This window comes from Pseudomyxococcus flavus, assembly GCF_050038885.1.
Lineage (GTDB): Bacteria > Myxococcota > Myxococcia > Myxococcales > Myxococcaceae > Myxococcus > Myxococcus flavus.
On the sequence record NZ_CP143624.1, the window covers coordinates 6,481,029 to 6,496,050 of the forward strand.

Annotated in this window: 15 protein-coding genes; 2 read left to right on the forward strand and 13 right to left on the reverse strand. The window is 69.2% G+C overall.

The window, feature by feature from the left end; genetic code table 11:
• Positions 1–6: 6 nt before the first annotated feature.
• The 7 genes from VZL07_RS27285 to VZL07_RS27315 all read right to left on the reverse strand — a co-directional run bounded on the left by VZL07_RS27285 (position 7) and on the right by VZL07_RS27315 (position 5,123).
• The gene (locus VZL07_RS27285) at positions 7–198 is read right to left on the reverse strand and encodes a hypothetical protein (RefSeq protein WP_426750709.1); all 192 of its coding nucleotides are present in this window, start codon (positions 196–198) and stop codon (positions 7–9) included.
• A gap of 23 nt (positions 199–221) precedes the next feature.
• A complete protein-coding gene (locus tag VZL07_RS27290; protein WP_426750711.1) occupies positions 222–1,157 on the reverse strand; it encodes a VOC family protein in 936 nt (311 codons plus the stop codon).
• Between the two features lie 315 nt (positions 1,158–1,472).
• Positions 1,473–1,703, reverse strand: coding sequence for a hypothetical protein (locus VZL07_RS27295; protein ID WP_426750712.1), 231 nt, complete (start codon positions 1,701–1,703; stop codon positions 1,473–1,475).
• 22 nt (positions 1,704–1,725) lie between these two features.
• The gene (locus VZL07_RS27300; protein WP_426750713.1) at positions 1,726–2,808 is read right to left on the reverse strand and encodes a hypothetical protein; all 1,083 of its coding nucleotides are present in this window, start codon (positions 2,806–2,808) and stop codon (positions 1,726–1,728) included.
• A 128-nt stretch (positions 2,809–2,936) separates the two neighbouring features.
• Positions 2,937–3,653, reverse strand: coding sequence for a double-CXXCG motif protein (locus VZL07_RS27305; RefSeq protein ID WP_426757382.1), 717 nt, complete (start codon positions 3,651–3,653; stop codon positions 2,937–2,939).
• Between the two features lie 12 nt (positions 3,654–3,665).
• Positions 3,666–4,340 (reverse strand): TIGR02269 family lipoprotein, encoded by a 675-nt coding sequence (locus VZL07_RS27310; RefSeq protein ID WP_426750714.1) that lies wholly within the window; start codon positions 4,338–4,340, stop codon positions 3,666–3,668.
• A 45-nt stretch (positions 4,341–4,385) separates the two neighbouring features.
• Positions 4,386–5,123 (reverse strand): M50 family metallopeptidase, encoded by a 738-nt coding sequence (locus tag VZL07_RS27315; protein WP_426750715.1) that lies wholly within the window; start codon positions 5,121–5,123, stop codon positions 4,386–4,388.
• 136 nt (positions 5,124–5,259) lie between these two features.
• Between VZL07_RS27315 and VZL07_RS27320 the strand changes: the two genes are divergently transcribed.
• Positions 5,260–7,437: a S46 family peptidase gene (locus VZL07_RS27320; RefSeq protein ID WP_426750716.1), complete on the forward strand. Its 2,178-nt coding sequence runs from the start codon at positions 5,260–5,262 to the stop codon at positions 7,435–7,437.
• Complete coding sequence (locus tag VZL07_RS27325; protein ID WP_426750717.1) at positions 7,437–8,093, forward strand: hypothetical protein; 657 nt, start codon at positions 7,437–7,439, stop codon at positions 8,091–8,093. Before VZL07_RS27320 ends, VZL07_RS27325 begins: the two co-directional genes overlap by 1 nt.
• Positions 8,094–8,105: 12 nt before the next feature.
• Here the strand turns inward: VZL07_RS27325 and VZL07_RS27330 are convergent, their stop codons facing one another.
• From VZL07_RS27330 to VZL07_RS27355, 6 genes are all read right to left on the reverse strand, one after another.
• Positions 8,106–8,609 (reverse strand): RNA polymerase sigma factor, encoded by a 504-nt coding sequence (locus VZL07_RS27330; RefSeq protein WP_426750718.1) that lies wholly within the window; start codon positions 8,607–8,609, stop codon positions 8,106–8,108.
• A 162-nt stretch (positions 8,610–8,771) separates the two neighbouring features.
• Entirely contained in the window at positions 8,772–10,412 is a 1,641-nt protein-coding gene (locus tag VZL07_RS27335) for a sigma 54-interacting transcriptional regulator (protein ID WP_426750719.1), read from the reverse strand.
• A 94-nt stretch (positions 10,413–10,506) separates the two neighbouring features.
• Entirely contained in the window at positions 10,507–11,478 is a 972-nt protein-coding gene (gene gspN, locus VZL07_RS27340; protein WP_426750720.1) for a type II secretion system protein GspN, read from the reverse strand.
• Between the two features lie 3 nt (positions 11,479–11,481).
• Positions 11,482–12,039, reverse strand: a complete 558-nt coding sequence (gspM, locus tag VZL07_RS27345) for a type II secretion system protein GspM (RefSeq protein ID WP_426750721.1) — start codon at positions 12,037–12,039, stop codon at positions 11,482–11,484.
• 2 nt (positions 12,040–12,041) lie between these two features.
• On the reverse strand, positions 12,042–13,649 hold the full coding sequence (gene pilM / locus VZL07_RS27350; protein ID WP_426750722.1) for a pilus assembly protein PilM: 1,608 nt from the start codon (positions 13,647–13,649) through the stop codon (positions 12,042–12,044).
• A 1-nt stretch (position 13,650) separates the two neighbouring features.
• Positions 13,651–15,021: a general secretion pathway protein GspK gene (locus VZL07_RS27355; RefSeq protein ID WP_426750724.1), complete on the reverse strand. Its 1,371-nt coding sequence runs from the start codon at positions 15,019–15,021 to the stop codon at positions 13,651–13,653.
• Position 15,022: the final 1 nt, after the last annotated feature.

Consider the following 15,022-nt stretch of genomic DNA (forward strand, 5'->3'; position numbering starts at 1 on the left):
AGGGCGTCAGGGTGTCCAGTACATCGGGCCGCCGCTCCAGGTGCTGGTGATTTCCATCTGCGCCGTGGCGTTCCAGGGAGAAGGCGTGGTGAACCCGAGCCCCACTCCCGGAGGTTGTTGCGTGCAACTGGACGTCAAGATGGCGCCGCCCAGCAGCACGGCCCACGCGAGCCCACGAGCGGTCAGTGCTTGCGGCATGGGGGCTCCTTCACGAAGGTGGTTCATCGGGGCGCCTCCTCGGCGGTGGACGACTCGAAGGGGTAGCGCTGGAGCGCGAGCACGGCGCCGCTCGGGTCGGCGATGAGCGCGAGCGAGCCGCCACGCGCATCCGGCCGGGGGGCCATCAGGACGCGCCCTCCCAGTGCCTGGGCCCGGTTGGCGAGCGCCCCCGGGTCCTTCACGCGCACGTAGGTGAGCCAGTTGGGGCGTGCGCCCTTCACGGGGTTGGCCAGCACGCCGCCTCGGGGATGCGGGCCCTGCGCGAGGACGTAGTGCGGACCTCCGCCCAGGGGGCGCTCACGGACCTCGTAGCCCAGCAGTGTCTTGTAGAAGTCCGTCGCGGCGACGGGGTCCTGGGCCAGATACTCCATCCACAGGAAGTGGCCTTCCTCGGGAACGCCATTGTCGGCCGGGTCTCCGGGCTTCGAGCGGACGAAGCCCACCGCCGCGCCCTGCGGATCCGCGACCACCGCGGCCCGGCCGATGTTCCGCAGGTCCACCGGCCCGTCGAGCGTCTTGCCTCCGCGCGCGCTCACCTCGGTGACGGCGCGGTCCACGTCGGGCACGGAGAGGTAGCCGAGCCACAGCGCGCCTTCGCGCTTCTCGGTCGCGTTCGCGGGATGGACGATGCCTCCAATCCATCGGCCCTGGGCGCGGATGAGGGAGTAGGGCCGCGTGCCGCCTCGGATGTCCGTGAACTCCCAGCCGAACAGCTCGCCGTAGAAGCGCTTGGCGGCGGCGGGGTCGTTGGTGACGAGGTCGTGCCAGACGAACTTCCCATAGAGGGGAACCGGTGACAGGGCAATGCCGGCGATGTCCGCCTTGTCTGGCGTTGATGCGCACCCGGCCCCGGTGACGACCGCGCCTCCCGCCGCGCACAGCCCTGCCAGCAGGAGTCCTCCGGGAAACCAGGCGGGCCACTTGCCAGGACGCTTCATCGTCACTCCTCATGCCGCGTCCAGTGCCGCGCGCGGGCTGGGTGGCCGGCGGACGCGGAGCTGACTGGGACAGGACGTGCCGGGAGCCTGGATATGGGGAGCCCGTGCCCGCGCGACAAGCCGCGAGGCGCGTCGGTGCGACTCCCGTCGAGCGCGCCGTGTCTGGCGCGACGCCTTGCGGCCCCGGAGCGCTACACCCGCCGCGCCCGTGCCATGACGGTGGGGCATGGCCTGTAGTATGGGGATGGAATCGTCGCAGCGGACAATAGGCAGCCTATTTCAGGTGCGGCGCTCAATCGCCGCTGGAGTCTCGGTTCATTCTGGCCAGCCCAGGCGGTGCTGTTCAGCCATGAGCTGTGCCGAGGCCACCAACCCGTTCGCGACTTCGTTCCCGCTGGGTGCTTTGCCACGCGCATCGACGTGAAATGCATCGACGGCGTAGGCCTCTACGACCGAGCCATCAAGGACTGTGGTTCCCAGCTTTGACTCGGGACGATTGCGCATCTGCACGTAGCTGGGGCGGGCCACCGCGTACATGCGGTCCATCTCGCCCTACCACTGTAGTCTGTCACGATTTCCAGGGTGTGCGCCGTCCGATTGCACTTGCAGGCGTGACCTGACGGCTCGATGAGTCGCGCACGACGATGTCCCGCTGGTGAAAGCCATCCCGGTTGTAGTCCACGCGACCGCGCGCGGCGATGCCAAGGGCAGCAGCCGTCGTGGGCTGGGACTCGAGCAGGACCTTGTTCCTCCGGTCGATGACCCGGAAGACGAAGGGGATGTCGCGATTGACGCCGCCGGTCGAAACGCCGAATCCGGTTAGGTGGAACCGCCCTGTGTCCGTCTCAAAGATGTCGAAGCACCGGACGCTTGCCGCAGGGTCAGGTGCCAGCTGTGGCATCATCGCCTGAGTGGCTGCGGCCCGCACGATAGTCATGGCTTCTGGCATGCGCAGCGTTTCGGCCTGCTCTTCGCCGATCTGGGCCCATAGGGGATTCCAGCCGAACTGCTCCGGACGGATCAAGTCAATGAGTTCGCTGAACACGCCCGGACACCTACGGGCCATCCATACCGCCGCAACGTACTGGAACTCGGGCGCGCTGTTCTGCTCGGCATCCCGGGTCAATCCCGCCGGGAACAGGAACCAATTCGCCGGATGCAGGAACCGGAGAAACTTCGACGTCACCTCGTCGCGCGTCAGCCTTGAATTGTTCGCGCGGTGAGGGAGGCCTGCGTCAAAGATGTGCTTGTGTCGCTTCGCGGCACCCCATGGGCGCGCGACGGTTTCGCAGTGGAAGGTGCCATCTCCTTCGCCCTTGGCCCGGCTGTCGGCGACCGGCGCGATTCGCTGCTCGATTAGTTGCTGAAGGCTCTGGTCGAAGAAGCCGGGCGAACCAAAGCTCCGAAAAAGCCAGACCGGAAGTTCGTTATCGCAGAAGACGACGTCCCGGGCCGCCCCCGCCAGATACACCCGGCGCGCCCGATGCTCGCGTGCTGGAAGTCGCTCGTCCTCGTTCTCGAAGGCGCCCGTGTCGCGCAGAGGGAGCACGTTGCTCTCTCTCTCGAGATGATTGAGGAGCCACTGATGTGCGTGTTCGATGACGCGCGAAGGAAGCGTGTTCTGCTCCAGAAAGTCAATGAACCGAGTCATAGTCGAACTCCAAAGCCATCCGGGGTGAATCTTGGCGTCGAGTGTTCTCCGTCGGCCGCCCTGCACCGGCTGAGCTCGCGCCCTGACAGGGGCCTCGGCCCCTGTGTACTGATGCCCTGAGCCCTTGTTCAACGCGTGGCAATCTCGCGGAGCGTCATTCCCTCCAAGCCGAGCCGACGCACGGCATCGCTGAATTGCTCGGTGCACACGATGACGGTCGCGTAGTCGCCCACGCGGAAGACGTCCCGGTCCTCGGGAAGGGATGCCGCGTCGAGCAACGGCTCGTCGGGCAGCCGAAGCGCGACGCGCCCGCATGCGCTGCACGGAGGTGCCAGGTCTGCGGGAAGGCAGTCCGCGTGGAGCTTGCCTCTCGGTTCGAGCTGCAGTTCGAGGAGTTCCGGTGGTTCCTTCATGCGAAACCTTAGCCTTGTTTCGCAGCCGCGCAGGCCCCTGATGCCTTCAGCCTGGAGGCGTTCTAGTGCGTCCCGCCGCGCAACCCACACGATGTCCCCTTGCGACGTCAGAGGGCCAAATCTCCCAGAGGCTGTGCCTTCGAGAGGCCCCAGGTGAGTGCCGGGGGGAAGGGGCAGGCCTGGCGGTACCAAGGGCCGTAGTAGCTCTCGAAGTCGAGCCAGCTCCGAAACCGGGACGGGCCAGGGACGGACGAAGCGAGACCGTTCGGGCAGGTGGGACAGATCCACCGCTGGATAATGATACCCTGCGCTGCCCCACGTCACTCCGCATGCGTCGCACTTTACGCCGGGCAGACGCCATCGGTGCGAGGCATTGAAGCTGCCGTTGAAGGAGGGAGACCTCTCTTCGCGTATCCAGAAGTACCGCATCAGGCGCTCAACCTTTCAAGTCCCTGGCTTGGAATGGTAGGCGCGGATGGGCCCTCCCAGGAGTTGGAAGCGGTAGATGAGTTCGCCTGCATGCTTGAAGATTTCCTCGGGGCTCGCGTTCGAGTTGCGAATCCTGAACTCGCGCCAGGCCTGGTTCCAGGCACCTCCGCCTTCGCCCCCTTTGTGGATTCGCTGATGGAGGTCGCGCGGAATCGGCAGCGTGTAGTCGTGAATCCTGATGCCTCTATCCCTGAACCACTCCGCCAGATCCCTGGCCTGGGGGAAGATATGATGCTTCTCCCAGCGCCCAGGTGTGAGCCAATGCGAAGAAGGAGCGACTCGTTCGGGGGCTCCGTTCCAGCTGGGGAACACCATGACGGCGCCACGAGGTAGCTTTTGTCCTCCACCCCAGTTCCTGCGAGGCCCTTGTCCGGGCGCTGCGGCCGCCGCAGGCGGTCGGGCAGGTGGGAATCGTGCAAGCTCCACCTCGCCGGGCATGTCGTTGCAGCGATAGAATCCGCACGCATCCCCATGACATAAAAGCGACACACACTGGTCATCATGATGGGGGGCTGCGCACTCCGGCTCCGAGGCGTCTTGTGTCTGCGCTGTGTGCGTCCGCGCGGCGCTGGGACACCCCAGCAAGCAGAGTGCGAGCACCGAAAGTGCCAGGTTCAGGACAGTCTTCACAGTCAGTGAATTCTACCATGCTGGGGACTCGAATGATGGGCGCACCTACACCCGCCGCGCCCGTGCCGACACGGGAGGCATCTGCATCCCCCGGGGCTTCGCGTGGAGCGACGTATACGCCGCCACCGCCAGCAGGCCGATGGCGAGCAGCGACCACAGCGCCGCCCACACCACGGCGGGCACGTAGGTGAGGTTCGCGAGGAGCGCCGCGTCACTGTGCGCGCGCACGGCGCTGTTCCACAGGTCCGAACGCAAATCGAACAGCGCATACAGCGCCGTGAAGGCCGCGATGAACAGGTTCACCGCGTCCACCAGCCCGTCGGGCAGGAACTTCGCGCCCAGCGCCAGGACCACGGCCGTGCCCAGGCAGAACACCAGGGTGAAGCCGTCCCCGGCGTACAGCACCCCCATGACGGTCAACCAGACGCTGGCGGTGCCCAGCACCCAGCGGCGCAGGCGGAAGCGGAAGGTGGCCAGCAGCAGTCCGGCCCCCGCCACCGCGCTGCCCAGGTACCCCCCGGAGTAGACGGCAATCTGGCCGAGCGTGCCCGGAGGCAGCCGGGACAGGCACGAGCCCGACTCGTTGGCCGCCAGGTGGATGCGGTCCACCGAGCCACCCACCAGCAGCGTCGCCAGGGCGTGCCCGCTCTCGTGCATCATCACCACCAGCACCTTCATCGGCCACAGGGCGGGTGAATCCCAGAAATACCAGCCCACCCCCAGCATGAGGGCGAGCAGGGCCAACCGGCCGAAGTCGAGCTGTGCACCGCTGGCGGTCCGCATCGGTCGCTCCCCTCCTGGACACCCCAACACTTAAACCGGCTCCCTCTTCCACGAAAAAGCCCGGCCTCCAGGCCGCGAGGCATTCCTCGAAAGGGGAGTCGCTTGCGGGCGCCGGACGGAGTAGGGAGAGGGCACCATGAAGAAGACGCTCCTCCTCCTGTCGCTCGTGGCTGCCCCCGCTCTGGCCGGGGAAGGCAAGTGGACTCCCCAGCAGGTCCTGGAGCTGGACCCCGCGTGGCTGCGCGCCCAGGGCCTCCAGCTTTCGCCCAAGAAGCTCTGGGACCCCAAGCGCGGCACCGGCCTGCTCGCGGGCGCGGTCAACGTCGGCGGGTGCTCGGGGTCCTTCATCTCCGCCTCAGGCCTGGTCATCACCAACCACCACTGTGCCTTCGGCGTCATCCAGGAGCACAGCACGCCGCAGCGCGACCTCATCACCCAGGGCTTCCTGGCCTCCAAGCGGGAGGACGAGCTGCCCGGCAAGGGCTCGCGCGTCCAGGTGCCGCGCAGCTTCACGGACGTCACGAAGGAGGTGCTCGCCGCGGTGCCCGCGGGCGCGGACGACATCACGCGCTACAAGGCCATCGACCGCAAGGAGAAGGAGCTGGTCGCCGAGTGCGAGAAGCGCCCCGCGACGCGCTGCCGGGTGGCGAGCTTCGACGGGGGCGTGAACTACACCCTGGTGGACTCGGTGGAGCTCGCCGATGTGCGGCTCGTCTATGCGCCCCCGCGCGCCGTGGGCGAGTACGGTGGCGAGGAGGACAACTGGATGTGGCCGCGCCACACCGGTGACTTCGCCATCCTCCGCGCGTACACCGCGCCGGACGGCAGCTCCGCGCCCTACAGCGAGAAGAACATCCCCTACAAGGCGGAGTTCTTCTTCCCCCTGGCCACCCAGGGCGTGAAGCCCGACGACTTCGTCATGGTGCTCGGCTACCCGGGCATGACGTACCGCGCGCTGCTCGCGGAGGAGATGGCCGAGCGCCAGTCCCGGCTCTACCCCACCATCCGCGACGTGTTCGGCGAGGCCATCCGCATCCTGGAGGCAGTGGGGGAGAAGGACGCCACGGGCAAGATTGCCGTCGCCTCGCAGCTCAAGGGCCTGCACAACGTCTACAAGAACGCCGGTGGTCAGCTCGCGGGCCTGAAGCGGGGCCGCATCGTGGAGAAGCAGCGCGAGGCCGAGGCCGCCGTCGCCGTGTGGGCGCAGAAGGGCGGCGCGAAGTGGCAGCCCGCGCTGGAGGCTCGGGCCGCGCTGCTCGTCGAGCAGGCCGCCATCGCGAAGTCCTTCGACCGGGAGTTCCTCCTGTCCGCGTCATCGCGGCTGGCGCGGGGCCCCGCGCTGGCGACGACGCTGTCCCGGCTGGCCGCGGAGCGCGCGAAGCCGGACCTGGAGCGGCGCCCGGAGTACATGGAGCGCGAGCACGCCCGCATCAAGGACCGGCTGGAGCGCGAGCAGAAGAATGTCTTCCTCCCGGCGGAGAAGCAGCTCCTGCTGGCCTTCGTGCGCCGCGCGCAGGCGCTGGGCGCGGACGAGCGCATCGCCGCGGTGGACAAGCACTTCGGCAAGACGTTCTCCGAGAAGGACGTCCTGGCGAAGATTGACGCCATGTACGCGGGCACGAAGGTGCTGACGCTGGACGAGCGCATGAAGATGGCCGGCGAGTCCGTGGCGCAGCTCGAGGCGCGCAAGGACCCGTTGCTCGCCTTCGGCCTGGACCTGGCGAAGGAGCAGGCGGCCCTGGACGAGGTGAAGGACCGCCGCCAGGGCGCGTCGATGCGCCTGCGCCCGGAGTGGCGCAAGGCGGTGCTGGCGCACGCGGGCAAGCCGGTGGCCCCCGACGCCAACAGCACGCTGCGCGTCAGCTTCGCCAAGGTGAAGGGCTACTCGCCGCGGGACGGCGCCATCTACACGCCGCAGACGACGCTGACGGGCATGCTGGCGAAGCACACGGGGGAGGAGCCCTTCGACGTGCCGGAGAAGGTCGCCAAGGTGGCCGAGGCGAAGCGCTTCGGCGCGTGGCAGGACAAGCGCCTCAAGGACGTGCCGGTGAACTTCCTGTCGGACGCGGACACCACGGGCGGCAACTCCGGCAGCCCCACCGTCAACGGCAAGGGCCAGCTGGTGGGCGTCAACTTCGACCGCGTCTGGGAGAACGTGGCCAATGACTTCGGCTACAACCCGGACGTGGCCCGCAACGTCAACGTGGACGTGCGCTACATCCTCTGGATGCTGGACCAGGTGGAGGACGCGGACGCGCTGCTGCGCGAGCTGGGCGTGCGCAAGGGCAAGCCGGTGGCGGGGGAGTCGCGCTGATGTCGGACGCGGCGGGTGGCCCGCCTCCCTTCCCGGTCTTCAAGCCGGAGGAGCGCCTGTGCGGCAACTGCAAGCTGTTCAACCCGCAGTCGGTGGAAGAGCGCCGGGGCTGGGTGGGCGCTTGCCGGCTGCACTCGTGGCGAGGGCTGTTCCCGCCGTCCGCGCCCATCTGTGACAAGTATTCGCCCCGGGGCAGCGCGGCCCCCGTGGCGGCGGAGCCGGCGCGGACGCGCGCCGCCCGCAGCGTGGCGCCGGTGGTGGTGCGGCGCCGCGCGGACCCCAACGACGTGGTGGACCTGGAAGGGTTGAGCATGACGCGTGAAGAGCTGATGGACATCTTCCGGGAGGCGTCCGGCATGGTGGACGCGCCGCCCCTGGCCAACAAATGGGAAGGGGGCACGCTGCGGCTCGTGCCAGCCAACGCCGAGCTCCAGCCCAAGGACATGCCCATCGACAGCCTGTTCCACAAGGTCGTCATGGTGCGAGACAGGCTGCGCGTGCTGGAGCAGAAGCTCAACGCACACCCGAAGCTGACGGACGCGGAGAAGGTGGAGCTGCAGAGCTACATCACCCGCGTCTACGGCTCGCTCACCAGCTTCAACGTCCTCTTCAAGGAGAAGGCGGACCAGTTCGTCGGCTCGAAGAGCGAGGACTGAGCCCGTCCACCGTCAGGGCTGCTGGCCGCGCTCCTCCATCAGCGACAGCGTGCGCTGCCGGGCGCGGTGGAGGGTGCTCTTCACCGTGCCCTCGGGGATGCGTAGCAGCCGGGCGATTTCCGGGTAGCTCAACCCGCGCACCTCGCGCAGGTAGAGCACCTGGCGCTGCTGCTCGTTGATTTCCTCCAGGGCCTCGCCGAAGTGGCGCTCCATCTCCGAGCCCACGGCGAGCGCCTCGGGCGACAGCGGCTCCTGGGCCTCGTGGCTCAGGCGGTCCCTGCGCTTGCGCGCCCGCAGCCAGTTGATGCTGCTGTTCACCATGACCCGGTGCAGCCACGTGCTCCACGCGGCGCGGCCGCCGTAGCCGGGCGCGCGGCGGGCGAGCCGGGCGAAGACGTCCTGCACCACGTCCTCGGCGTCGGCGGCGTCGCCGACGATGCGTCGGGCAATCGCCAACGCGCGAGGGCGGTGCTCGGTATACAACTCGGACAGCGGCGGAAGCGCGCATGCGTGCATGACGGGTTCCCTCCTGACACGCCTGGGGTGGGCGTACAGGGCAAGGAACGAACGAGCGGGCAGAAGGGTCTATCGCCCTTCGGTGCCATGCTTCGCCGTGCACTCAAATCCGGGGCGGGGGCGTCCTTCGGCTGACACCCCCACCTCCCTGGAAGACAGCCTCTACTCCTGCTCGTCCTGCTTCGTGAGGCCCCAGTCCTTGAGCCGCTTGAAGAGGGTGGAGCGGGCCACGCCCAGCTCGCGGGCCACGCGCTCGCGGTTGTTGTTGTACCGGCGCAGCGCGGCCTCGACGATCTGCCGCTCCAGCTTCTCCAGCATCTGCTCCAGCGTCATGCCCGGCGGCAGCTCCGGCACGGCGATGCCCGTCTCGCGGTTCAGCTCCTGGTCGAAGCTGATGTCGCCCGCGTCGATGAGGGGCCCCTTGCGCAGGAGCAGCGCGCGGTGCACCACGTTGCGCAGCTCGCGGATGTTGCCCGGCCAGGTGTGGTGCTGGAGCCGCTCCAGCGCGGCGGGCGTGAAGCGCACCGTCTGCCCCCGCGGGGCGTAGGTGCGCACGAAGTGCTCGGCCAGGGCGCCCAGGTCCGCCTTGCGGCTGCGCAGCGGGGGCAGGTGCAGGGGGATGACGCAGAGTCGGTAGTACAGGTCCTCGCGGAAGCGGCCCTCGCGCGCCGCGGCCAGCAAATCCCGGTTGGTGGCCGCCACCACGCGCACGTCCACCGTCACCGGGCGGCTGGCGCCCACCCGCTTGATTTCGCCGCCCTCCAGGGCGCGCAGCAGCTTGGCCTGGAGGTCCAGCGGCAGCTCGCCAATCTCATCCAGGAAGAGCGTGCCGCCGTCGGCCTCCTCGAAGGCGCCCTTGCGCGCGCCCATGGCGCCGGTGAAGGAGCCCTTCTCGTGACCGAACAGCTCGCTCTCGATGAGCTCCTTGGAGATGGCCGCGCAGTTGACGGGCACCAGCGGCCGGTTCGCCCGCTGCGAGCAGGCGTGGATGGCCCGGGCCACCAGCTCCTTGCCGGTGCCGGACTCACCCAGAATCGTCACCGCCGCGGAGGACGGCGCCACGCGCTCGATGAGCTCCGCCAGCTGCCGCACCGAGGGGTCGCCGCCGATGATGCCGTGGAAGGCCGTGGGCTCCTTGCGCGTCGCCGAGGCGGCGGGCTCCAGCACCAGCTCCGTCTCGCCCACGCGCAGCACGGTGGGCAGCGGCACCTCGGCCTCGAAGATGCGCACCGGCCCCAGCCACGTGCCGTTGGTGGAGCGCAGGTCCACCACGTGGAAGACGCCGTCGCGCCGGCTCACCTTGAGGTGCCGGCTGGAGGCGAAGCGGTCCTGGAGGACCAGGTCACAGCCGGGGTCCTTGCCCGCGGTGAAGCCCTCGCCGGTGAAGCGATGCACGGACTCGTTGAGGCCCTGCTTCACCCGCACCTGGGCCGGCTGCCACCGCGGGGCCTGGGTGTCGCGGGACTGGACGGACGTGGTGTGGCCCACCTCCGTGGTGACGTCCGCGCCCTCGCTGCCGCCGCTGAGGCGGAACACCGCGCGCCACTGGCCCAGGGCCAGGTCCGCGCCGTCCGGCAGCTCGCCCTGGGTGATGGACTGGCCCGCGACGGTGGTGCCCTTGCCGGACAAATCCTCGACGCGGCAGCGCTCGCCGTCCCACAGCAGCGCCGCCTGGAGGCGGCTCACCTCGGGGTCTGGTATGGCGACGTCGCTCTGCTCCCCGCGCCCGAGCACCAGCCGGGCCCGGTCCACCGCCACCCGCAACACCTCCTCGCCACGACGAAAGAACACCAGCTCCGGCATCCCAGCCCTCTTGCGCTGTGCAGACCGTCAGGCCTTTACACGCCCTGGTGTTCGGCTTTCAACCCCGCGCCCGGTGCGGGCGTGGGGCGGACCGTCAGCGCCGGGGGAGGAAGGTGGGCCGGTTGAGGAAGCCCCCGAGCCGGGCGGCGCGGAAGCTGGGGTCCTTCTTGTCCGGCGGGAGGATGGTGACCCCCGCGCCCAGCATGCCCAGCCGCTTCTGGAACTCGGGGTCCAGCTTGATGTTCACGTCCATCCCGGGCTCGCTGTACTCCAGCCGCTTGCCCAGCTTCAGCGTGCCGGTGGCTACCGCCTCCAGCTCGTTGCTTTTCAGGCGCAGCGACTCCACCGTGCCCAGGCCCTTCTCGAACTGGATGCGCCCGGTGAGCGCCCCCAGGTCGACGGGCGGCAGGTCCATGGGCACCGCGGTGCCGCCGCCCATGGGGATGGACACCTTGCCCCCCTTGATGGCCAGGCCCTTCGTGTCCAGCGTCAGCTCGCCGTTCGCCTGGGACAGGTCCGCCTGCGCGCCATTCTTGGGCATGGTCAGGGACAGGGCGCCGTTCAGCTCGCCCTCCAGCTCCATGCCGGTGAAGGCCGGCAGGTTTCCGCCCGACGCCTGGAGCCCGCTGGCCTTCACCTGGACGCGCGTGTCGCCCAGCAGGCCCACCGAGGCGCTCAGCGTGCCGCCCATGACGCTGGCGCGCATCGCCACGCCCGGCGGGAAGAGGGCAGGGCGCAGCGCCACGCTCTCCAGCACCAGCGGCTCACCCAGCTCGGCGGCGCCCAGCATCCCGCCCTCGCCGCTGGTGAGCGTGGCCAGCGTCTCCGCGCTGAGCGGCTGGGGCGGCTTGCTCACGCGCACGTTGGTGGCGGTGATGCCGAACAGCCCGGGGCGCAGCGAGCCGATGCGCACGGCGAAGCCCGCCTGCGCGGCCTCGCTCACCATCCGCTTGCGGATGGCGTCGTACGGGAAGGTGATGAGCAGGCCCACCACGAAGGCCACCACCGCGAACGCGGCGTAGCCAAGGAGGACCTTCCAGCGGGCGGCTTTGGAGTCAGAGGACATAAATCAGGGCTTCATCCGGTAGGTGGCGACAGTGGTCCACGCCGTCAGCGTGTCCGACGCGGGCCTCGGCTCGATGCGCAGCAGCTTCACCTTCACCACCCCCGGGCCGCTCTCCACCGTCTGGAGGAAGTCCGTCAGCTTGCGCAGGTCCACGTCCGTGAAGGTCAGCTCCACGGAGCTCTCCACGATTTTGCCGTCGCCCAGGCCCACCTCGCCCTTGGGCGTCATGTTGGGCACCTGGAGGCCGGCCAGCGTGGCCTTGTCCTCGATGTAGCTGATGAGCTGCACGTTGCTGGACGTGAGCTGCTGCTCCACCGACTGCCGGTTGGCCTGGGCCTCGCGGAAGCTGGCGGCCAGCGCATTCACTTCCTGCAGCTTGGCCAGCTTGTCCTCGGTGCGCTTGCGGTAGCCCGCCGCGCTGTTGCTGAACGTCATCACCACCGCGAACAGGATGAACACCAGCACCGCCGCGCCGGCGATGGACACCATCCGCCGCTCGCGGTCGCTGAGCCGCTCGAACCACGTCTGGATGGGGGCGAAGACTTCCTGAAGCTTGGCCATGGTCAGCTCTCCCCTCCCTGCTCACCAGGGCATTGCACCTGGACGTCCAGGCGGAAGGACATCTTGCTGCCGTCCCGCGTCTTCTCCACCTTGCCCTGCCGCACGTCCTTGAAGCAGGCGTGGTTCTTGATGGCGTTGGACAGCGTGTCGATCTGCTTCGAGGAGTCCGTCTCGCCCTCGAGGATGACGCGCGTCAGGTCAATCTGGATGCGGGTGAACTTCACCGGCATCTCCTCCGGCACGCGCCCCGTCACCTCCGCCAGGAGGTTGACGGCCGTCAGCTTCGGCAGCGCCGCCGCCGGGCTCTCCACGCCCGCGAGCATGTTGAGCGCGCGGTTGTAGTCCTTCTCGCAGCGCCCCAGGATTCGCTGGGTGGTGTCGCACAGCACCGCGTCCACCTGGGCCTCGCGCCGCGCCAGCACCGAGTTGCGCACCACGCCGAACGCGATGAGCAGCAGGATGAGCGTGGCCGCGAAGGACGCCAGCAGGCCCAGCTTGTCCTTCACGTAGTCGAAGTCGCCCTTGAAGCCGAACTCGCCCCGGCGGAAGTTGAAGCGCGGGGCGCGCACGCCCGTCGCGTTGCCGCGCAGGGCCAGCGCGTACGCCTGGGCCGCCACGGGCTGCTCCGCCGGGGGGACACTCTGCGCCGCGTCCGCTGGCAGGGCCAGCACCCGCACCGGCAGGTTCAAATCCCTGGAGAGCTGCTCGGCGATGCCGGGCAGCTTCGCCGTGCCGCCGCACAGCACCACCGCGCCCACCTGCTGGCGGGTGCGGGCGGTGAAGGCCTTGAGCGTGGGGCGCAGCTCGCGCAGCATCGGCTGCAGGCCGCGCACGAAGGCGGAGGCCGCGCGCTCCGCGTCCGGGCCCTGCGCCGCGCTGGCCACCGCGCCGTGCTGCTCCTTCCAGTGGTGCGCCTCCGCCAGCGAGGTCTGGAACTCCGTCGCCAGCGCCTTGCTCAGGTCGCGCCCGCCGCCGGAGAAGGTGCGCGCGAACTGCACGCCGGTGCCGGGCGTGCCCACCGCCACGGTGGTGCGCTCGTGGCCGATGTCCACCACCGCCACCGCGCCGCCCTCGCCCGGGCCCTGGAAGAGCCCCGCGTGCTGCAAGAGCAGGTTCTGGTAGGCCACGCCCGGGTGCGTGACGATGCGCGGGTCCACCTTCAGCTCCGCCAGCAGCGCCAGCAGCTCCGCCAGCTCCTCCTTGCGGACCACGCCCACCAGCAGGTCGCCGGCCTTCTCCTTGCTCCCCTCCGTGTCCTTCAGACCCACCACCTGGTAGTCGTAGACGACGTCGGAGATGTCGAAGGGCAGCTGGCTGCCGACCTCGAAGGGCAGCGTCGCCTCGATGCGCTTGGCATCGGAGAACGGCAGGCTCAGCGCGTGCGTGGTGAGGGCGGGACCGGGCAGGGCGACGACAATCTGGTCCACGTTGCCCGGGGGCAGCTGGCCGAGCAGCTCCTGCACCGCGGCGCGCAGCGTGTCGGCACGCTCGCCCTCCTGGGCGCGCCGGACCTCGGCGAACCCGTGGGTGGTGTGCGTCTTCGTCTTCGCCTCCAGCACCACGCCCTTCACGGCGTGGCTGCCGAGGTCCAGGCCAAGGATACGGGCCATGCTATTCCTCTCTCCAGTACAGGAGCCGGCCCAGGGTGTCGTCGAGCCGGATGACGGCGGTGAGCGTCTTCTGCACGCTGCCCGCGTCTCCCACAGATTTGATGGTGAACGTCTGACTCTTGTCGCCGACGAGCCGGTTGCCCGCCACGTTGGACTTCACGGCCGGGTCCACGAGGATGCCCGCCGCTTCCACCACCGCGACGAAGTCCTGCACCGACATGCCGAAGAAGCTGAACATGCGCGCGGCGCGGACGCGCTCGATGAGCTCGTTGAGGAACACCGGGTCCCTCAGGCGCGGGTCCGGCCGCGTCTGGTCCGCCACCGACATGATGGCCAGCCCCATCATCACCGGGTCGTCCGTGTTGATGTTGGGGCGGCGGTTGATGTCGGGGAAGACGGTGAGCCGGTCCTTGAAGGCCGCCATGAACTGGTCGTTGACGCCGTGGACCCGGTACAGCTCGTCCACGCTGTCGAAGCGCGCGTTCTTCGGCTGATAGCTGGGCTCATAACGGCTGTAGGCCGCGCCTTCATCCGAGAACCCACCCGGCAGCGGATTCACCGGGTCCACGGGGTTGAAGGCCGAGCCCGTCTTGTCGTCGTCCGCCCAGTCCTTGAGGGCCAGCAGCACGTCCTGGGGCGTGCTGCGCACCTTGTTGGCGTCATCCCGCTCCCAGAGGAACTCGAAGCGCGGGTCGGACATCAGGTCCATGAGCCGCAGGGCGGTGGGGCGCGCGTCACCCGCGCCGGCGATGAGGCGGTGGACGTTGAGCTTCTCCTCCTCGTCGGTGATGGTCGCCAGGAAGCAGCCCTCGAAGCCGCCGAACGAGCGCATGGTCATCGCCGAGGCCACCTCGCGCGCCGCCGGGTCCGCGTCCTCGTCATCCAGCTTGAAGTTCTCGTCCTCGTCGGGCTCCAGCGCGGACAGCTCGCCCGCGCCCGCGCCGTCGTTGTTCACCAGCCCCCGGAGCATGTGGCAGTCCACGCGCGCCATCTTGAAGAGCTGGATGTTGAGCGAGGACGGCTGCACCTGCCCGGCCTGCGGCGTGCCGCCGATGCCCAGCTGCGACAGGATGCTCGCCGGGTTGGGGATGGGCGTCTGGTCCACCTGCTTCTGGAAGCGCAGGAGCAGCCGCGACAGGGAGATGCCCGAGCGCGCCAGGTAGTAGGCGCGCACCTCGTCCCGCTGGTTGGCCGCCAGCTGCAGGTCGACGCGGCTGTTGTAGGCGAAGTCGGTGGCGATGACCGTCAGGATGGCGATGGAGACCACCGCGATGATGAGCGCCACGCCGCGCGAGCGCCGCTCCCGCCGCGCCGCGGGGGACAGGGGCCTGCGCCGCCGCCGGGGCGCCTGGTGGAAGAAGGGGAGGGGCATG

Coding starts and splice junctions, on each gene's coding strand:
- VZL07_RS27285 (WP_426750709.1), bottom strand. CDS start 198: ATGCCGCAAGCACTGACCGCTCGTGGGCTCGCGTGGGCCGTGCTGCTG.
- VZL07_RS27325 (WP_426750717.1), top strand. CDS start 7,437: ATGTCGGACGCGGCGGGTGGCCCGCCTCCCTTCCCGGTCTTCAAGCCG.
- VZL07_RS27330 (WP_426750718.1), bottom strand. CDS start 8,609: ATGCACGCATGCGCGCTTCCGCCGCTGTCCGAGTTGTATACCGAGCAC.
- VZL07_RS27355 (WP_426750724.1), bottom strand. CDS start 15,021: ATGCCCCTCCCCTTCTTCCACCAGGCGCCCCGGCGGCGGCGCAGGCCC.
- gspM (WP_426750721.1), bottom strand. CDS start 12,039: ATGGCCAAGCTTCAGGAAGTCTTCGCCCCCATCCAGACGTGGTTCGAG.
- VZL07_RS27295 (WP_426750712.1), bottom strand. CDS start 1,703: ATGGACCGCATGTACGCGGTGGCCCGCCCCAGCTACGTGCAGATGCGC.
- gspN (WP_426750720.1), bottom strand. CDS start 11,478: ATGTCCTCTGACTCCAAAGCCGCCCGCTGGAAGGTCCTCCTTGGCTAC.
- VZL07_RS27320 (WP_426750716.1), top strand. CDS start 5,260: ATGAAGAAGACGCTCCTCCTCCTGTCGCTCGTGGCTGCCCCCGCTCTG.
- VZL07_RS27335 (WP_426750719.1), bottom strand. CDS start 10,412: ATGCCGGAGCTGGTGTTCTTTCGTCGTGGCGAGGAGGTGTTGCGGGTG.
- VZL07_RS27290 (WP_426750711.1), bottom strand. CDS start 1,157: ATGAAGCGTCCTGGCAAGTGGCCCGCCTGGTTTCCCGGAGGACTCCTG.
- VZL07_RS27315 (WP_426750715.1), bottom strand. CDS start 5,123: ATGCGGACCGCCAGCGGTGCACAGCTCGACTTCGGCCGGTTGGCCCTG.
- pilM (WP_426750722.1), bottom strand. CDS start 13,649: ATGGCCCGTATCCTTGGCCTGGACCTCGGCAGCCACGCCGTGAAGGGC.
- VZL07_RS27300 (WP_426750713.1), bottom strand. CDS start 2,808: ATGACTCGGTTCATTGACTTTCTGGAGCAGAACACGCTTCCTTCGCGC.